General features: G+C 61.5%; 15 protein-coding genes. 7 read left to right on the top strand and 8 right to left on the bottom strand.

What is annotated here, in order from left to right; all coding sequences use genetic code 11:
* Positions 1 to 27: 27 nt before the first annotated feature.
* Positions 28 to 933, bottom strand: coding sequence for a LysR family transcriptional regulator (locus ABMC88_RS13385; protein ID WP_349577403.1), 906 nt, complete (start codon positions 931 to 933; stop codon positions 28 to 30).
* A gap of 110 nt (positions 934 to 1043) precedes the next feature.
* On the opposite strand from ABMC88_RS13385, the gene metF reads away from it, so the two are divergent.
* Both metF and ABMC88_RS13375 read left to right on the top strand, forming a co-directional pair.
* Positions 1044 to 1910: a methylenetetrahydrofolate reductase [NAD(P)H] gene (metF, locus tag ABMC88_RS13380; RefSeq protein ID WP_349577402.1), complete on the top strand. Its 867-nt coding sequence runs from the start codon at positions 1044 to 1046 to the stop codon at positions 1908 to 1910.
* Between the two features lie 66 nt (positions 1911 to 1976).
* Entirely contained in the window at positions 1977 to 2459 is a 483-nt protein-coding gene (locus ABMC88_RS13375; protein ID WP_349577401.1) for a PaaI family thioesterase, read from the top strand.
* A gap of 66 nt (positions 2460 to 2525) precedes the next feature.
* Here ABMC88_RS13375 and ABMC88_RS13370 read toward each other — a convergent pair whose 3' ends face one another.
* Genes ABMC88_RS13370 through ABMC88_RS13360 form a run of 3 tightly spaced genes read right to left on the bottom strand, consistent with a single transcriptional unit; the run spans position 2526 to position 6312 of the window.
* Positions 2526 to 2900: a hypothetical protein gene (locus tag ABMC88_RS13370; RefSeq protein ID WP_349577400.1), complete on the bottom strand. Its 375-nt coding sequence runs from the start codon at positions 2898 to 2900 to the stop codon at positions 2526 to 2528.
* Between the two features lie 57 nt (positions 2901 to 2957).
* Positions 2958 to 3989: a T6SS phospholipase effector Tle1-like catalytic domain-containing protein gene (locus ABMC88_RS13365; RefSeq protein ID WP_439655607.1), complete on the bottom strand. Its 1032-nt coding sequence runs from the start codon at positions 3987 to 3989 to the stop codon at positions 2958 to 2960.
* 25 nt (positions 3990 to 4014) lie between these two features.
* Complete coding sequence (locus tag ABMC88_RS13360) at positions 4015 to 6312, bottom strand: xanthine dehydrogenase family protein molybdopterin-binding subunit (protein WP_349577398.1); 2298 nt, start codon at positions 6310 to 6312, stop codon at positions 4015 to 4017.
* Positions 6313 to 6514: 202 nt separating this feature from the next.
* Here ABMC88_RS13360 and ABMC88_RS13355 point away from each other — a divergent pair, with 202 nt between their 5' ends.
* Positions 6515 to 9604 carry a valine--tRNA ligase gene (locus ABMC88_RS13355; protein WP_349577397.1) on the top strand — a complete coding sequence of 1030 codons (3090 nt, stop codon included), beginning with the start codon at positions 6515 to 6517 and terminating at the stop codon, positions 9602 to 9604.
* A gap of 105 nt (positions 9605 to 9709) precedes the next feature.
* Here the strand turns inward: ABMC88_RS13355 and ABMC88_RS13350 are convergent, their stop codons facing one another.
* Positions 9710 to 10498 carry a crotonase/enoyl-CoA hydratase family protein gene (locus ABMC88_RS13350; RefSeq protein ID WP_349577396.1) on the bottom strand — a complete coding sequence of 263 codons (789 nt, stop codon included), beginning with the start codon at positions 10496 to 10498 and terminating at the stop codon, positions 9710 to 9712.
* A 341-nt stretch (positions 10499 to 10839) separates the two neighbouring features.
* Between ABMC88_RS13350 and ABMC88_RS13345 the strand changes: the two genes are divergently transcribed.
* Both ABMC88_RS13345 and ABMC88_RS13340 read left to right on the top strand, forming a co-directional pair.
* On the top strand, positions 10840 to 11949 hold the full coding sequence (locus ABMC88_RS13345; protein ID WP_349577395.1) for a pyridoxal phosphate-dependent aminotransferase: 1110 nt from the start codon (positions 10840 to 10842) through the stop codon (positions 11947 to 11949).
* Between the two features lie 47 nt (positions 11950 to 11996).
* Positions 11997 to 12173, top strand: a complete 177-nt coding sequence (locus ABMC88_RS13340; protein ID WP_349577394.1) for a hypothetical protein — start codon at positions 11997 to 11999, stop codon at positions 12171 to 12173.
* A 32-nt stretch (positions 12174 to 12205) separates the two neighbouring features.
* Here ABMC88_RS13340 and ABMC88_RS13335 read toward each other — a convergent pair whose 3' ends face one another.
* Positions 12206 to 13414 (bottom strand): pyridoxal-phosphate-dependent aminotransferase family protein, encoded by a 1209-nt coding sequence (locus tag ABMC88_RS13335; RefSeq protein ID WP_349577393.1) that lies wholly within the window; start codon positions 13412 to 13414, stop codon positions 12206 to 12208.
* A gap of 161 nt (positions 13415 to 13575) precedes the next feature.
* Here ABMC88_RS13335 and ABMC88_RS13330 point away from each other — a divergent pair, with 161 nt between their 5' ends.
* Positions 13576 to 15435, top strand: coding sequence for an ABC transporter ATP-binding protein (locus ABMC88_RS13330; protein ID WP_349577392.1), 1860 nt, complete (start codon positions 13576 to 13578; stop codon positions 15433 to 15435).
* Positions 15436 to 15505: 70 nt separating this feature from the next.
* Here ABMC88_RS13330 and ABMC88_RS13325 read toward each other — a convergent pair whose 3' ends face one another.
* On the bottom strand, positions 15506 to 16189 hold the full coding sequence (locus tag ABMC88_RS13325; protein WP_349577391.1) for a TIGR04283 family arsenosugar biosynthesis glycosyltransferase: 684 nt from the start codon (positions 16187 to 16189) through the stop codon (positions 15506 to 15508).
* 77 nt (positions 16190 to 16266) lie between these two features.
* Between ABMC88_RS13325 and ygfZ the strand changes: the two genes are divergently transcribed.
* Positions 16267 to 17010, top strand: a complete 744-nt coding sequence (ygfZ, locus tag ABMC88_RS13320) for a CAF17-like 4Fe-4S cluster assembly/insertion protein YgfZ (protein WP_349577390.1) — start codon at positions 16267 to 16269, stop codon at positions 17008 to 17010.
* 62 nt (positions 17011 to 17072) lie between these two features.
* Here the strand turns inward: ygfZ and efp are convergent, their stop codons facing one another.
* Positions 17073 to 17636: an elongation factor P gene (gene efp / locus ABMC88_RS13315; RefSeq protein ID WP_349577389.1), complete on the bottom strand. Its 564-nt coding sequence runs from the start codon at positions 17634 to 17636 to the stop codon at positions 17073 to 17075.
* Positions 17637 to 17834: the final 198 nt, after the last annotated feature.

The following is a 17834-nucleotide window of genomic DNA, read 5'->3' as shown; positions in this document are numbered from 1 at the left end:
CAAAGTCCCGCAAAGCCGCCCTTCCCCTCACACCGCCTGCAGCTTGCGCGCCTCAATCCCCGCCAGCCCCAGCAACTCTTGCATAAACGGCTTTTCGCGGTCTTCACTGCGGATCGCCGCATAAAGCCTGCGGGTGACACCCTGCGCCGTCAAAGGCCGCGTGACGTAGTCGGAGGAATATTTCACCTCCCGCACCACCCAATCGGGCAGAACCGAGACGCCACGGTTGGAGGCAACCAGCAGCAAGATTACCGCCGTCAGTTCCACTTGCCGGATCGCCGCGGGCTCTACCTTGGCGGGGATCAAAAGCTGGCTGAACACATCCAGCCGCGTGCGCTCAACCGGATAGGTAATCAGCGTCTCGCCGCGAAAGTCCTCGGCCTCGACAAAAGTTTTTTGCGCCAGCGGATGCGCGGCCGAAGCCACGAATACCGCATTATAGTCAAAGAGTTCGATAAACTCGACGCCCGCAATCTCTTCGGGATCGGAGGAGATCACCAGATCGACCTCTTGGCGCAGCAGCGCGGGCAGCGCGTCAAACGCCAGACCGGGGCGGATGTCGACGTCCACTTCGCCAAAGCTGCGGCGGAATTGTTCGAGCACGGGGAACAACCATTCGAAACAGGCGTGACATTCAATGGCGATATGCATCCGCCCCGTGCTGCCGTCGCGCAAGCCGCTGAATTCATCCTGCAAGGCCGCCACTTGGGGCAAGACCTGATGCGCCAGTTTCAACAGGCGTTGGCCCGCTGGCGACAGTTTCAGCGGTTTGGAGCGGCGCACAAACAATTCGACCCCCGCCTGATCCTCCAACCCTTTTACCTGATGGCTCAGCGCGCTTTGCGTGATGTTCATCATTTCGGCGGCCCGCGCCAGCCCGCCCGCCTCGTGGATGGCTTGGATTGTGCGCAGATGGCGGAATTCGATGTGCATGGGGCGGGCTTTCTATATGGTGTTGTCCTCATGTTGTTTGTGAATGATATGAATTTGCTTCACAACCCGTGACGTGCGAAAAAGGGCGCAGTTATAAAAGGACTGCCGCTATGACCTCTCCCGCCGTTTCGTTCGAAGTTTTCCCGCCCAAATCCGTCGATGCGGCGTTTCGGCTGTGGGACACGGCGCAGTCGTTGGCCCCACTGGCGCCACGCTTTTTCTCGGTCACCTATGGCGCGGGCGGCAGTACGCGGGATCTGACGCACGATGCGGCGCATGTGCTGCACCGCACGTCCGGCCTGCCCGTTTCCGCGCATCTGACATGTGTCGGGGCCACAGCCGCCGAGACGATTGAAACAGCCGAGAAATTCCACGCGGCAGGCGTAACCGACATCGTCGCCCTGCGCGGCGATCCCGCAGACGGGGCCGAACGTTTTACCCCGCACCCCGAGGGGTTTGCCAACTCGGTCGAGTTGATCGAAGCGTTGGCCCTGATGGATAAATTCACCATCCGCGTCGGTGCCTATCCGCAAAGCCACCCGGACGCGGTGAGCCAGCACGCCAACATCCAATACCTCAAACGCAAATTCGACGCGGGCGCCGATGAGGCGATCACCCAGTTCTTTTTCGAGGCAGAAGATTTCCTGCGCTTTCGCGACCAATGTGCGGCAGCGGGCATCGACAAACCCATCGTGCCCGGCATCCTGCCGATCACCAACTGGACCTCGGCCCGCGCCTTTGCGGCCCGCTGCGGCGCGAAAATCCCCGAGTGGATGGAAGAAGCCTACCGCGCAGCCCAGCGCGACGACCGCACGGCGCTGTTGTCTACCGCCCTGTGCACCGAGCTGTGCAGCACGCTGATGGATGAGGGCGTCGATGCGCTGCACTTCTACACGCTCAACCGTGCCGATCTGACCCGCGACATCTGCCGCGCCTTGGGTGTGACACCGCAGACCGCCCTGTCGAACGTGGCGTAACAGCTTGAACTTGCGCGGGTGGCGGACCTAATGTCGGGGAACCACCCCCCGAAACGGAGCCTGCCCATGCCGCGCCTTGCCACTTCGCCCGATGACCTGCTTAGCCCGCAAGAGGCACTGAAGCTGTCGGGTCTGGAATACATGCAATCCATTCTGGACGGCACAAATCCGGGCCCGCCGATTGGGGCGACGATGGGCTATATCCTGCATAGCGTAGAGAAAGGTCGCTGCGTGTTTCGCGGCGCGCCGCAGTTCAACGTGACCAACCCGATGGGCACGGTGCATGGCGGCTGGTACGGCACGCTACTGGACAGTGCGATGGCCTGCGCCGTGATGACAGGGGTGCCGAAGGGCTCTGTCTATACGACGTTGGAATATAAGATTAATATCTTGCGATCTATCCCGCTGGGTATGCAGATCGACTGTGTCGGGCAAACCGATCATGTCGGTCGCTCAACAGGCGTGGCACATGGCGAAATCCGAGGCGTGGAGGATGGCAAGCTCTATGCCACAGGCTCAACCACCTGCATCGTGATGAAAGTCGCCTGATGCGGGCGCGGAAAATTTGAATTTTCCGGTCGGAATTTTCGAAAATTCCGCCCCCCGGCCGCATCCCTAGTGCAACATGCTTGTATCGAGTGCGATGTCGTAGCCACGCGCCAAAGCTTTGCAATAGTCGACCCAGTCGCGAAACTCGGTCTTGAACGCCATGGAGTACCCCATCGACACCCATTCATCCTGTTTGCTTTGATAGACGCGGCCCAGCTGCGTGGCATCCTGCCCCTCGCTTTGGCCCTTTTCCAGGGCCGCCTGATACATCAGATCAGCAGCATCGGCCAAATACCCTTTGTGCGGCTGGCGCGAGACATGGCTTTCCATCACCTCCATCAATGCGCTGCATTGGGCCATGCCCCAACTGATCGGCTGTGCATGAACAGGTGTTGCAAACCCCGCCAACAGCGGCAATGCTATCAATAGGCTTCGTCGCATGGGCGGACTCCTTGCTTACGCGTATCCGCGAGGGGATACCGCGCAAGCAGGGCAGCTCTATGACCGGATCGTGGCGATTGCGGGCGGTGGCGTGTCTGCTGTTGGCGTTTGCACCGACGGGTGCACCTGCTCGGACGGGTCGGCCCCCACGACGCGCTTGCGTCGGGTCACCGCCAGCCGCGCCCAGCCGGCCCACATCCCGATGGAGGGGGCGGTTGCGTCCTGAGGGAAGCGCGCCTGCCACCCTTGGGGCAAGGGCAATCCTGCGGCCTGCGCCTGCTCTAACATCCACACCAGCGGCACGTTGGACAAAGGCCGCGCAAAGTGGCGCCCGCCCAGCTGACCGCCCACATCACCATGGCTGCCCCTGAACCACATCTGCGAGATTTGTTCAGGCCGCGCAGGATCACTGGTCCACAGCACGGGGCGGTACATCACCCGCGTCTCGTCCAGCGCCAGCGCGTGGCAGCCCCGCTTTACGCCCTTGCCAAGCTCATGATTGTGAAACGCATAGCGTGCCACGCTCAGCCGCCAGAAGATCGGAGCGTTGATGCCCAGTGATTTGACCGTATCCCAGACGCCGATCATCTCGATCGGGACCTCGCCACGGCAGTGCCGCGCCTTGAACGCCTGCACCGCAGGCCCGCTGCTGGCTTTCTCATACAGACGGTAGGCTTGGCGGATGTTCCGTTCTGTCGCGTCCGCGCGGGCCAGCAGGCCAACGCGGTCGATGATCCCCGCAAGCGAGCGCACGGCGTAAGCCCCGCGGGAATAGCCGATCAGATAGATCCTGTCGCCCTGACGGTAGCGCGAGGCAAGATAGCCATACGCCCGCTTGATCTGTCGGTTGATCCCCCGCCCCGACGCCACAGCGTGAAACGAGCGCCAGTCGTTCCACTGCAAACCCGGCTCATAATAGATCGAGATCTGCGATCCCATCTCTTGCGCCAACAGATAGGTCAGCCCCGCGTTCGTCTCGTATCCCCGATTGAGCGAGGACATAGTGCCATCAAGGATCACCAGATGGGTCTGCGGCCCGCGCACGGGGCCAAAGTCACTGTCCGGCCGCGTCCACAGGCGGCCGAACAGCCGCCTGAGCCGCGCAAAGCCCGTGTTATTCTGCGGCGATTGCGTCACCTTGCAACAGCTCCCACACTTTATGCGGCGTGAACGGCATATCCGCCTGCCGCACGCCGTGGTCCCACAGCGCGTCCTGTACCGCATTGGCCACTGCCGCCAACGCGCCCACGGTGCCTGCCTCGCCGCAGCCCTTCATGCCCATGACATTGGCAGTCGAGGGGACAGGCTCGCTTGTGAAATCGATATTCGGGATGTCGATGGCGCGGGGCATGGCGTAGTCCATGAAGGACGCGGTCAGCAATTGGCCGTCCTCGTCATAGACAACACGTTCCTGCAGCGCCTGCCCGATGCCTTGCACAACACCGCCATGCACCTGACCAATCGCCAGCAACGGGTTGATCAGGTTGCCGAAATCATCAACCACAGTATAGCGGTCGGTGGTCACGATGCCTGTTTCAGGGTCGATCACGACCTCGCAGATATGCACCCCGTTGGGGAAGCTGCGCGCCTCCAGCGTGGCCCGCGCATGATGCGTGGCCAGATCGTCGCGGCCCTTGGCGCGGGCCATATCCGCCACCTCCAGCATGGTGGGCGTCAGGTTTGACCCATCTGCGCGGAACCGCTCGTCGTCAAAGCTGATCTCGGAGGCGGGCACGCCCATCTCGTCCGCCAGAAAGGCGGTGAACGCGTCGGTAATCACCGCCACGGTCGCCAGCGTCGCGTTGTTCTGCGTCGTGACCGAGCGTGAGCCGCCCGTGCCGCCACCCTTGGCGATCAGGTCACTGTCGCCTTGGATCACGCGGATCGCCTCCATCGGAATGCCTGTCTGGTCGCTCAGGAACTTGGCATAGACTGTCTCATGCCCCTGCCCGCCCGATTGCGTGCCGACCAAAATCTCGACCGTGCCATCCTCAAGGAAGTTGACCTTGGCCCCTTCACTGGGATCGCCCAGAATGCTTTCGATATAGTAACACAGCCCCGTGCCGCGCAGCAGGCCGCGTTTGGCATCCGCATCGCGCCGCGCGGCAAAGCCTGCGGCATCCGCCTCCAGCGCGCCGCGTGTCAGCACCTTGTCGAAATCGCCCACGTCATATGTCTCGCCTGTGGCGGCGGCATAGGGGAACTGGTCGGGCTTGATAAAGTTGATGCGGCGCAGCTCCCACGGGTCCACGTTCAGTTCGCGGGCGGCGCGGTCCATGACACGCTCCAGCACATAGATCGCCTCGGGGCGGCCCGCGCCGCGATAGGCATCGACCTGTACGGTGTTGGTATAGTAGCCCTCGACCTGCAAATACGTCGTTTGCACATCGTAGACGCCCATCAGCACACGGCTGAACAGCGTCGTCTGGATCGGCTGGCCAAACTGGCTGTTGTACGCGCCCAGATTGCACTTGGTGCGCACACGGTAGGCGGTAATCTTGTTGTTCTCGTCAAACGCCAGCTCGGCGGTCGAGACCAGATCACGCCCGCCATTATCGCTCAGCATGGCTTCGGTCCGCTCGGACATCCAATGCACGGGGCGGTCCAGCACGCGAGCGGCGTGGCAGACAAGGTAGTATTCGGGATAGGCCATCGACTTCATGCCAAAGGCCCCGCCTGTGTCGGGGTTGGTCACGCGCACGTTTGCCTCGTCCAGCGCGAAGGCTTTGACCAGATTGCCCTTCGGCACCCAGACGCCTTGGCCGTTGTTGGCCAGATGCAGGCGCGTGCCGTCCCATTCCGCAAAACAGCCCCGCGGCTCGATCGAGTTTACGATGATGCGGTTGTCATCCACCTCAAGCGACACGGTCTTGGCCGCCGCTTTGAACGCGGCCTCGGTTGCGGCCTCGTCGCCCATGCCCCAGTCAAAGGCGCAGTTGTCGGGCGCTTCGGCGTGCAGCGTCTCGCCGCCCCGTTCAACAGAGGTTTTGGCGGGCAGCTCGTCCGCGTCGAACATGATCAGCTCTGCGGCATCGCGGGCTTGGTCATAGGTGTCGGCGACCACCATCGCCACAGGCTCGCCCACATAGCGGACCTTGTCCTTGGCAAGGATGGGACGCAGGGGGGCCGCGCCTTGGGTGCCGTCGCGGTTCTTGACCGTGGCCCCCGCCATGGCGATGTTCACGCCAGCGGCCTCCAGATCGGCGCAGGTCACCACCAGATGCACGCCCTCGGCGGCGATGGCTTCGCTCACGTCCAGTTCGGAAATCACGCCGTGCCCGATGGGCGAGCGGAAGATATAGGTAGCCAGCGCCCCGTCAGGTGCGATGTCATCGACATAGCGCCCCTCACCGGTCAAAAACCGCAAATCCTCCACCCGTGATATAGGCTGGCTTTTCCCGAACTTTTCCATCGCAGTAATCCCTTCAAAGGCGCAAATCTTTTTCACCCCCGAACTTAGACGACCCGCCCGAAGTGTCCAGAGATGGCAGAGCCTTGCACCGACAAATCGCACCATTGGCAGTGGTTGGCGGCTGCGGATCGCTGCACACCCTTCCCTCAGGCCCCGCGCTGCGCTACATCACCCCCGAAAGACACCAAAGAAAGCTGCGATCATGGCACTCGACAAAAACTTCGACGCAAAAACAGCCGAAAGCAGGCTTTACGCCGCTTGGGAAGAGGCGGGCTGCTTTACCGCAGGCGCGAACGCGACCCGCGCCGAGACATACAGCGTCATGATCCCGCCGCCCAACGTCAACGGCTCGCTGCATATCGGTCACGCGTTCAACCACGTGCTTCAGGATATTCTGGTGCGCTGGCACCGCATGCGCGGCTTTGACACGCTGTGGCAGCCCGGTCAGGACCACGCGGGCATCGCCCTGCAACTCGCCGTTGAGAACGAACTGGCCGAGAGCAATATCAAACGCACAGACCTGAGCCGCGAAGAATTCCTGAGCCATGCGTGGGCCTACAAAGAGAAAACCGCAGGCACGATTATCGGCCAGATGAAGCGTCTGGGCAATTCGTGCGATTGGGAGCGCAACGCCTTCACCATGTCCGGCGCACCGGGGGACACCCGCGTGGGTCACGAGAATTCCCCCAACTTCCACGACGCCGTGATCAAAGTCTTTGTGCAGATGTATAACGAGGGCAAGATTTACCGTGGCAAACGTCTGGTCAACTGGGACCCGCGTTTCGAAACGGCGATTTCCGATCTTGAGGTCGAGAACACCGAAGTCCCCGGCCACATGTGGCACTTCAAATACCCGCTCGCGGGCGGTGCAACCTATGAATACATCGAGCGTGACGAGGACGGCAACGAGACCCTGCGCGAGACCCGCGACTATATCTCGATCGCCACCACCCGCCCCGAAACCATGCTGGGTGATGGTGCAGTCGCAGTTCATCCATCGGATGAGCGTTACGCGCCAATCGTCGGAAAACTATGCGAAATCCCCGTCGGCCCCAAGGCGCTGCGCCGCCTCATCCCGATCATCACCGATGAATATCCCGACAAAAACTTCGGCTCGGGCGCTGTGAAGATCACAGGCGCGCATGACTTCAACGACTACCAAGTCGCCAAGCGCGGCGGCATCCCCATGTACAACCTCATGGACACCAAGGCGGCGATGCGCACCGACGGCAAACCCTACGCCGAAGAAGCCGCCGTAGCGCAGAAAATCGCCAACGGTGAGCAGACCTTTGACGAAGCCATGATCGCGGCGATGAACATGGTCCCCGAAGACTACCGCGGCCTGGACCGTTTTGACGCCCGCAAGAAAATCGTGGCCGACATCACCGCCGAGGGCCTCGCCGTGATGCATGAGGTCACGCGCACGGTCAAAGACGAAGACGGCAACAAATCCGAAGTCACCGAGACGGTTCCATACGTCGAGAGCAAACCCATCATGCAGCCCTTCGGCGACCGCTCCAAAGTCGTGATCGAGCCGATGCTCACCGACCAATGGTTCGTGGACACCGACCAGATCGTGGGCCCTGCCCTCGACGCTGTGCGCAATGGCGACGTCAAAATCATGCCAGAGAGCGGTGAGAAAGTGTACTACAACTGGCTCGACAACATCGAGCCATGGTGCATCTCGCGCCAGCTGTGGTGGGGGCACCAGATACCGGTTTGGTATGGGCCGGCAAAAAACGCGACCACAGGCGAGCTAGACTACGACGATATGAGTGTCTTCTTTTGCGCCAATTCTTCAGCTGAAGCTGAGGCGCAGGCAAAAGAACACTACGGCGTTGAATTTGCTTCCATATCACCGCCTGAGAACAAACAACACCTTTGGGACGACCAAATGGAAACAGCCACTATGCTCAACCAACAGGGCAAGCGGGCTGGGAAAGAAGATGGCACGCCGAATTTCGTACTTCTCTACCGCGACCCCGACGTCCTGGACACATGGTTCTCCTCCGGCCTCTGGCCCATCGGCACCCTCGGCTGGCCCGAAGAAACCGATGCGCTCGAAAAATACTTCCCCACCTCCGATCTGATCACAGGTCAGGACATCCTCTTCTTCTGGGTCGCGCGCATGATGATGATGCAGCTCGACACCACGGGCAAAATCCCCTTCGACACCGTCTATCTCCACGGCCTCGTCCGCGATGCCAAAGGTAAGAAGATGTCGAAATCCGTGGGCAACGTCATCGACCCGCTTGAGATCATTGACGAATACGGCGCCGACGCCCTGCGCTTTACCAACGCTGCGATGGCCTCGCTTGGTGGAGCTCTGAAACTCGACGCGCAGCGCATCGCGGGCTACCGCAACTTCGGCACCAAAGTCTGGAACGCCCACAAATTCGCCGAAATGAACGGTGTCTTCCAAGACACCGCCGCCGCCATGCCCGCGCCAAAGGCCACCCTCAACAAATGGATCGTGGGCGAAACTGCCCGCGTTCGCGAAGAAGTCGACGCAGCGCTTGAGACCTACCGCTTCAACGACGCCGCAAGCGCGCTCTACGCTTTCGTCTGGGGCAAGGTCTGCGACTGGTACGTCGAGCTCTCCAAACCACTGCTGCAAGACGACGACGGAAAAGGCCCGGTGGCCGAGGAAACCCGCGCCACAATGGCATGGGTGCTCGATCAATGTCTGATCCTGCTGCATCCCATCATGCCCTTCGTCACCGAAGAACTGTGGGGCAACACAGCCAAACGCGCCAAGATGATCGTACACGCCGATTGGCCCACCTACACCACCGCCGATCTGCTGGACGAGGCCGCCGATACCGAGCTTAACTGGGTCATCACCCTGATCGAAAACATCCGCTCGGCCCGTGCGCAAATGCACGTCCCCGCCGGCCTCAAGGTCCCGATGATCGTCACCGACATGAACGAGGCCGCCCAAGCCGCATGGACCAACAACGAGACGATGATCAAACGCCTCGCCCGTGTGGAAACCCTTGAGCATAAGGATGACTTCCCCAAAGGCACGGTCGCCATCCCCGCCGCGGGCGCCACCTTTGGCCTGCCCCTCGAAGGCATCATCGACATCGAGGCGGAAAAAGCCCGCCTGCAAAAATCGCTCGACAAACTGGCCAAGGAAATCGGCGGCCTGAACGGGCGTCTCAAAAACCCCAAATTCGCCGCCTCCGCACCGCCGGAAGTGGTCGAAGAAGCCCAGTCAAACCTCGCCGCCCGTCAGTCGGAAGCCGACCAGCTTCAGGCCGCAATGGACCGCCTCGCGGAAATCGGCTAACAACCCAACACGATGAACGAAAAAGCGCGCAGGCCTCACAGCCTGCGCGCTTTCTTTATTTTGCCCTTAAACTCAATCCCGCACCCTCCACGGGTGCAACAGACCCTAATCGAAAACCGCAGGCCGCTTCCCGAAGACTGCCGCCACAACTTCCATCTGATGCGGCTTGCCGATCAGGTCGACCTGCTCACGCGATTCAGCGTCCAGAACAGTCGCTGCATCGGCGGTTTCCGCCACGCCAATCAGCCGCTTGGCCGCCCGAATGGCCGAGGGGCTCTTGCCGGCAATGGTCTCGGCCAGCTCTTGCGCGGCCGCCATTGGATCATCTGCGATCTCGGTCACAAGACCCCAACGCTCGGCCTGCTCGGCACCGATCGGCTGGGCCGTGTAGGTCAGGCGACGCAGCACATCGCTGCGCACCAGCTTGGGCAGCAGCACCATGCCGCCCATATCCGGCACGATGCCCCACTTCATCTCCATCACCGCGAACTTTGCATCGGGTGACGCGATCCGGATATCCGCCCCCAGCGCCAGCTGGATCCCCGCGCCGAAACACACGCCATGCACCGCTGCAATCACCGGAATATCCATCCGCGACCAAACCAGCGCGACTTCTTGCCATTGGTTCGTTGTACCCTCGCCGTGGGTGCGCGGCATCAGCAAATCCGCAGGATCCTTGCCAACCATCCCCGACAGTCCTGAAATATCAATACCTGCGCAAAACGCCTTCCCCTCGCCCGAGACTATCGCGACCCGAGCGTCCGAGGCCGCAACCTCGTTGCCTGCATCAATAATCGCGGTAATCATGTCCTGATCCACGGCGTTCATTTTGTCGGCGCGGGTCAGGCGCACATGGGCGATGTGGTTTTCGTAGGTGACGGTGACGCGGCTCATGGAACGGCTCCTTTGACTGAGGTTTCACACACCCAACCAGAAGCCCGCCGTTGCTGCTATAAGAACGTGGCGGAACTTAGCGCGGGACCATTTTTTCAACCGCCCGCATCATGCCAAGACCCTTGTCATAAACAAGCGTTAGGACCGGTCGCATCCGCTGACTGCTTATCGCGACCCCTGCGCCGCGCAGGCTGGCCGCTGCTGCTGCTATTCCGATAAATCCGCGTCTTGTGAGCTTGGCCATGGCCCGCCCTCCCGTTGTTGCGATCCATTCTCATCTAAGTACGATCTGCCAATTTACAACCCTTGCCCTTTCCCTGCCCGCGCTCTTAACTGCTGCCATGACACATGCACGCCTTACCCCGCTCGCCCAATCCTTGCCCGCCACAGTTCCCTTTGTCGGGCCCGAAACGCAGGAACGCGCCCAAGGCGCCCCGTTCAAAGCCCGCCTCGGCGCGAACGAGAACGTCTTTGGCCCCTCGCCCAAGGCGATCACCGCGATGGCCCAGGCCGATACGTGGATGTACGGCGATCCGGAAAGCGCGGATTTGCGCGCTGCCCTTGCGGCACAACACGGCTGCACGCCTGCGCATATCATGGTGGGCGAAGGCATCGACGGGCTGTTGGGCTATCTGGTGCGGCTGATGGTTGGCGCGGGCGACACGGTCGTGACTTCTGCCGGCGCTTATCCGACCTTCAATTACCATGTCGCGGGCTTTGGCGGTGTGTTGCACACGGTGCCTTACGCAGGCGACCATGAAGACCCCAAAGCGCTCTTCGCCAAAGCGGCAGAGGTGGACGCAAAGCTCGTCTACCTCGCCAACCCCGACAACCCGATGGGCAGTTGCCACCCCGGAGCGGACATCGCCGCCGCGATGGACGACCTTCCCGCAGGCACATTGCTGGTGCTGGACGAGGCGTACGTCGAATGCGCGCCCGAAGGCACCGCCTTGCCGCTGGGCTGGGATGATCCGCGGGTGGTGCGGATGCGGACGTTCTCCAAAGTATATGGATTGGCGGGTGCCCGCGTCGGTTACGCCATGGGCGCGCCCGATCTGATCGAGGCGTTCCACAAGGTGCGCAACCACTTTGGCATGAACCGTGCGGCACAGGCGGGGGCATTGGCCGCGCTTGAGGACCAAAGCCATCTGCATAAGGTGCAGGGCCAGATCGCAGCATCGCGCAACAGGATTGCGCAGATCGCAACAGATAACGGGCTGACGCCGCTGCCGTCGGCGACCAATTTTGTGACCATTGATTGCGGCCATGATGGCCCGTTTGCCAAGGCGGTTCTGGACGGGCTGATCGCGCGTGGGCTGTTTGTGCGGATGCCCTTTGTCGCGCCGCAAAACCGCTGTATCCGGATCAGCTGCGGGACGGATGCGATGCTGGACCTGCTGGCCACGGCGCTGCCCGAGGCGCTTGGCGATGCGGCGCGCACCGAATCTTAATCCTCAAAGGCTAGGGTCGCGGGAGGTTCAGGGACGTGGGGGACCAAATGCAAAATCTACCGGGTGCTGCTCCCGATTTCAAAAACGCTTGCGTGGTGCTGTTTGGGGTGAACATCACGTGGGTGCTGTTTGTGCTTTGGGCGATCTGGGGATTGATCGCGGCTGCGGCCCTTGGGTGGTGCATCAATCGGGTGCTGACCCTGTTCGAGGCACGCCGCGACTAGGGATTTGACCGCAGATCGTGTGGCGGGCGGGACTATGCCCCGCCAATCACCTCGGCTGCGGCGTCCAGCGCACCACGCCCGTGGGCGATGCCCAGCGCGGACATGCCCGCCTGCATCCCCCCCAACAGCCCCATGATCATCTGCCCGTTTACATGCCCCATGTGGCCCAAACGGAAATAAGCATCCCGCGCCGGATCGGTCGGCTCGGCCATGCCGAGGCCGATGCCAAGGGTCAGGCCCAGCTCTTGCTCGACCCAGTTGCGCAATCGCGTGCCGTCCGCACCGCCCAGCCGCAGCGCGGTCACGGCAGTGCTACGCAAGGCAGGATCGGTGATGTTAAGCCGCAGATCGCCCCCCGCGCTCCATGCGTCACAGGCAGCCCAAATGGCGCGGGCCAGCACGCCGTGCCGCGCCCAGACTTGTTCAATCCCTTCGTCGTGGATCATATCCAGCGCCACCCGCAAGCCGTAGATGTGATGCGTGGGCGCCGTGCCGCACCAGTATTGCCAAAACTCGGTCGCCGTGCTGCGCGGGGTCCAGTCCCAATAGCTGCTAACCCGTGGCATCGCCTCGCGGACGGCCTGTGCCCGGTCGTTAAAGAAGACAAAGCTGCACCCGGGCGGGACCATCAGCCCTTTTTGGCAGCCCGTCACCATGACATCGACGCCCCAATCGTCCATCTCAAAACGGTCACAGCCCAGCGAGGCGATGCAATCGGCCATCAACAGCGCAGGGTGATCCAAAGCATCAAGAGCCTCGCGTATGCCTTTGATATTATTCAAAACAGAGCTGGAGGTATCCACATGGACGGCCAGCACGGCCTTGATCCGGTGATCCTTGTCCTCGGCGAGGGCCTGCGCGATGACATCCATATCCATCGGTGCGGATTTGCCGAAATCAATCACCTGCGTTTGCGCCCCCAAGGCTGCTGCCATCTCGCCCCAGCCGTGGCCAAAACGGCCCGTGGCAGGCACCAGCACGTGGTCACCCGCCGATATGACATTGCTCAGCGCGGCCTCCCATGCGGCGTGGCCATTGCCGATATAGATCGCGGCGTAATGTTTTGTCCGCGCCACGCGTTTGAGGTCAGCCATGACCGAGGGCATCATGTCGACCAATTCACCCTCATAGATGTTGGGGGCGGCACGGTGCATCGCCTGCAACACCGCGTCCGGCATCACCGATGGTCCGGGAATGGCGAGGTATCCGCGTCCGTGGGACAGGTTCGGGCGGTTGGTCATGGCGGTGTATCCTTCTGGCGGGCGCACCAAATGCGCCTTTTTAGCGGGACAATAGCCGTCATGCACCTGCCGTCAATCACCCGCCCGCTTGCCGTTGGCTGCCCCGCACTTTATGGTCGTGCCCATTGCGCTTGCGCCTAAAAAGAAAGCACGCCCCCCCGATGAGCAGTGGACAGACTTATACGTCAGGCACCCTGATGCGCTGGCTTTGGCGCGACTACCTGAACCGCCACATAGGCAAACTGTGCATTGCGGTCTTCTTCATGATCCTCGAAGGGGCCAGCCTTGGCGCGATGGCCAAGTTGATGGAGCCGATGTTCGACCTTGTTTTCGTCGCCGGAGAAAAGTCGTGGTTGTTGATCGTGGGGCTGGTGCTGATCGGCATCTTTGTCGTGCGGGCAATTTCTGGCGTTGCGCAAAAGGTGCTGCTGACGCGCATCGCCCAACGCTCGGCTGCGGATATGCGGATTGATCTGCTGGACCGGATGATGCAGCAGGACGGCGCGTTCCACCAAACCCACCCGCCCGGCTTTCTGGTGCAGCGGGTGCAAAGCGATGTGAACGCTGTCGGCGATGTCTGGCGTGCGGTAATCACGGGCGCCGGGCGCGATTTTATCGGGCTGCTGGTGCTGCTGGGCGTGGCCATTTCGATTGATCCTGTCTGGGCGTTGCTGGCCTGTATCGGCATCCCTGTCATGGTGCTGCCTGCGGCTGTGGCGCAACGCTTTGTCCGCCGCCGCGCCCGCGAGGCACGCGATCTGGGCGCGACCCTGTCGACCCGTCTGGACGAGGTGTTCCACGGCATCGTGCAGATCAAGCTGAACGCGCTGGAGACTTATCAATCCAAGCAATACCGCGACATCACCAAGACCTTTGTATCCACCGAGGTTCGCGCCGCCTTTGGCAATTCCGCCATCCCCGCGATGATCGACATCATCTCGGGCATCGGGTTCATGGCTGTCATCCTCTATGGCGGCTCCGAGATTATCTCCGGTGACAAGACCATCGGCCAATTCATGACTTTTTTCACCGCCATGGGTTTCACCTTCAACCCGCTGCGCCGTTTGGGCGCGATCAGCGGGCAATGGCAGGTCGCCGCCGCAGCGCTTGAACGGATCAAGGAATTAATGGACGCGCCCTTGCGCCTCACCTCGCCCGAGGCACCTGTGGCTGCACCCCAAGGGGCCGCCGACATCGCGTTGGAGGACGTGACCCTGTCCTTTGGCGAGACCGAGGTGCTGCACAACCTGTCGCTGACAGCCCAAGCGGGGCAAACCACAGCACTGGTGGGTGCGTCGGGGGCGGGCAAATCGACCATCTTCAACCTGCTGACCCGCTTGCTTGATCCCACCGCTGGCCATGTGCGCATCGGCGGTGTCGCTACCACGGATATGGCCATCCCCGAGCTGCGCAAGCTCTTCTCGGTCGTGAGCCAGGAGGCGCTGCTGTTTGACGAGACATTGCGCGAAAACATCGTGCTGGGCCGCACCGATGTGACGGATGAGGCGCTGCAAGCGGCCCTCGACGCGGCCTTTGTCAGTGACTTTCTGCCCCAGCTTGATCACGGGTTGGATACGCATGTCGGCCCACGCGGCTCCGCCCTATCGGGGGGCCAGCGCCAGCGTGTGGTTATCGCCCGCGCCCTGCTGCGCGACACGCCTGTCTTGTTGTTGGACGAAGCGACAAGCGCGCTGGATGCGCAATCAGAGCAAGTCGTGCAAGACGCGCTCGACCGTCTGTCGGAGGGGCGCACAACGCTGGTCATTGCCCACCGTCTCAGCACCATTCGAAACGCAGACAAGATCATCGTGATGGACCGCGGCCGCGCCGTCGATACAGGCACCCACGAAGAACTGCTGGAGCGGGGCGGCATCTACGCCGACCTTTACCGCCTGCAATTCCAGGACGGCAAAACCGTGTCAGAGAACCGCAAAAGCCTGCGCAAACGCCGCGACGCCCCCGAGGGGGAGCGCCCGCCCGGCCTGTTGCAGCGGATCGGGCAACATTTCTTCCGGTTCTGACGGGATAGCTCTGCGAGCACGCCTGCGCGGCGCGCCAAACATCGTGTCGCGCGGATGCGCGTCCGGGGGATCAGGATTGGCGGTTGTAGGCTCGCGCCAGCCGCTCTGGCTTGGCGCCTGCAAAATAGCGGATGAGCGTCCACAGGTTTCCCGCCCCCCGCCGCAGCCACCCGTCGCGGCGGTATTTGGCGGCCGATGTCGCGGCAACGGCATCCATGGGCGCAAGCCGCCCGCGCAAGGCACGCGCTATGGCCACATCCTCCATCAACGGCTGGTCGGGGTAGCCGCCCACCGCAGTATACAAATCACGATGGATCAGCAGCCCCTGATCGCCATAAGGCAGCCCCGCACGACTGCGCAGGTTCGCCCACCCTGCAACGACAGCAGGGGCAAGACCGCGTGCATCAAAGGCCAGTCTGAACCACCCTGCGTCATCGGGCTGTGTCAGGGAGGTGTGGACGGCTTGGCTCCACCCGTCTTGCAGCACAGTGTCTGCGTGCAGGATCAAGAACCACTCACCCGTTGCGGCCGCAATGCCGCGCCGCAGCTGCCCGCCGCGTGATGCGGCCCCGTGTACTACGGTAGCGCCCCATGCCTGCGCAACAGCGCCTGTCGCGTCCGATGATCCCCCATCGCTCACGATCAGCTCACGGATCACGCCTTGCTCCAGCCCCTCCATCAGCGCGCCAAAACACGCAGCCAACGCAGGCTCTGCGTTCAATGTCGGAATGATGACGGATACCCGTGCGCGCATAGCGCCCCCTCGTTAAATGCCCCTACCTTCCAAGGCCCACCCTGCTATAATGTCTGGGTGCCCATAAGGATAGTCCGATGCAACACGCCCAACGCCAAATATTGCGCCTCAGCGGCCCCGATACCCGCGACTTCTTGCAAGGGTTGATTACAAATGACATCGGCGGCGTGGACAGCGGTCTGGTTTACGCAGCCCTTCTGACTCCGCAGGGTAAATACATGGCTGATTTCTTTCTGCGTGCCGAAGGCGATGACATATTGCTGGATGCGGATGCCGCGCAGGCCGATATGCTGGTGCAGCGCCTGTCGATGTACAAGCTGCGGGCCGATGTGACCATTACGCCGACCCTCCTGCACTTGCACCGCGGCACAGACGATGCGCCCGCAGACGCCCTGCCCGATCCGCGCCACCCCGCCCTTGGCTGGCGCGCCTACCGCGATACGGCGCAAACCGACGATGCCACTGATTGGGCGGCCCTTTATGTCGCGCACATGATCCCCTCCAGCGGGACCGAGCTGACGCCCGACACTTTCATCCTTGAAATGGGGTTTGAGCGCTTGAACGGCGTCGATTTCCGCAAAGGCTGCTATGTCGGCCAAGAGGTCACCGCCCGCATGAAACACAAGACCGAGCTGCGAAAAGGACTGGCCCGCGTGGCGATCACCGGCGATGCGACGACGGGGGCGGCAATCACTGCGCAGGGCAAAGTGGCGGGCACCCTGCTCACCCGTGCGGGCGATATGGCCCTCGCCTATCTGCGCTATGACCGCGCCACCGGCGAGATGGACGCAGACGGCGCAAAGGTTACGCGCATCGACTGAAACGCAAAACGCGGCCCCTGATGCAGGGACCGCGTTTGTATGTGTCGGAAATGTAGGTGCCCTTAGGCGCGTTCTACATACTCCATCGTCTCTGTATTCACGATGATGTCCTCGTCCTGCCCCACAAACGGCGGCACCGATACTTTGACACCATTGTCCAGAATGGCAGGCTTGAACGAGTTGGCAGCCGTCTGGCCTTTGACAACCGGCTCTGTCTCAGCGATTTTACAGGTGACTTTCTGGGGCAAGGCCGCGTTGATCGCCTCGTCTTCGTAATACTCGACCACGATCATCATGCCGTCTTGCAAAAACGGGCGGCGTTCGCCCAACAGATCGGCGGCCAATTGCACCTGATCGTAGGTATCCGTGTCCATCAGCACCAACATGCCCGCATCTTCATAGAGGAACTGCTGGTCTTTTTGCTCAAGCCGCACGCGCTCGACCTTGTCGGCGCTGCGGAAGCGTTCGTTCAATTTTGAGCCGTTGCGCAGGTTCTTCAACTCGACCTGTGCAAATGCGCCACCCTTTCCAGGTTTTACGTGGTCAACCTTCACAGCAGCCCACAGACCGCCGTTATGCTCGAGCACGTTTCCGGGGCGAATCTCGTTTCCGTTAATTTTGGGCATGTGTCAAAACTCTGTCAAAAGGTTGATGAATTATTGACGCATCCTATATATTGAGCATGAACCACACGCAAGCAGCCCTGTTTAGTAGTAAACGCACTCAAAGCTATGCAAATTTAGCATAGGTGCCATGCTTAAATAGGGTATCCGAATCGACGCTTTTCTGTCAGAAGTACAAAACGCCGAATGACAAGAGCAAGA

It is taken from the genome of Sulfitobacter aquimarinus, assembly GCF_040149565.1.
In the GTDB taxonomy this organism is placed as follows: Bacteria; Pseudomonadota; Alphaproteobacteria; order Rhodobacterales; family Rhodobacteraceae; genus Sulfitobacter; species Sulfitobacter aquimarinus.
This window is presented reverse-complemented; position numbering and strand designations above follow the sequence as displayed.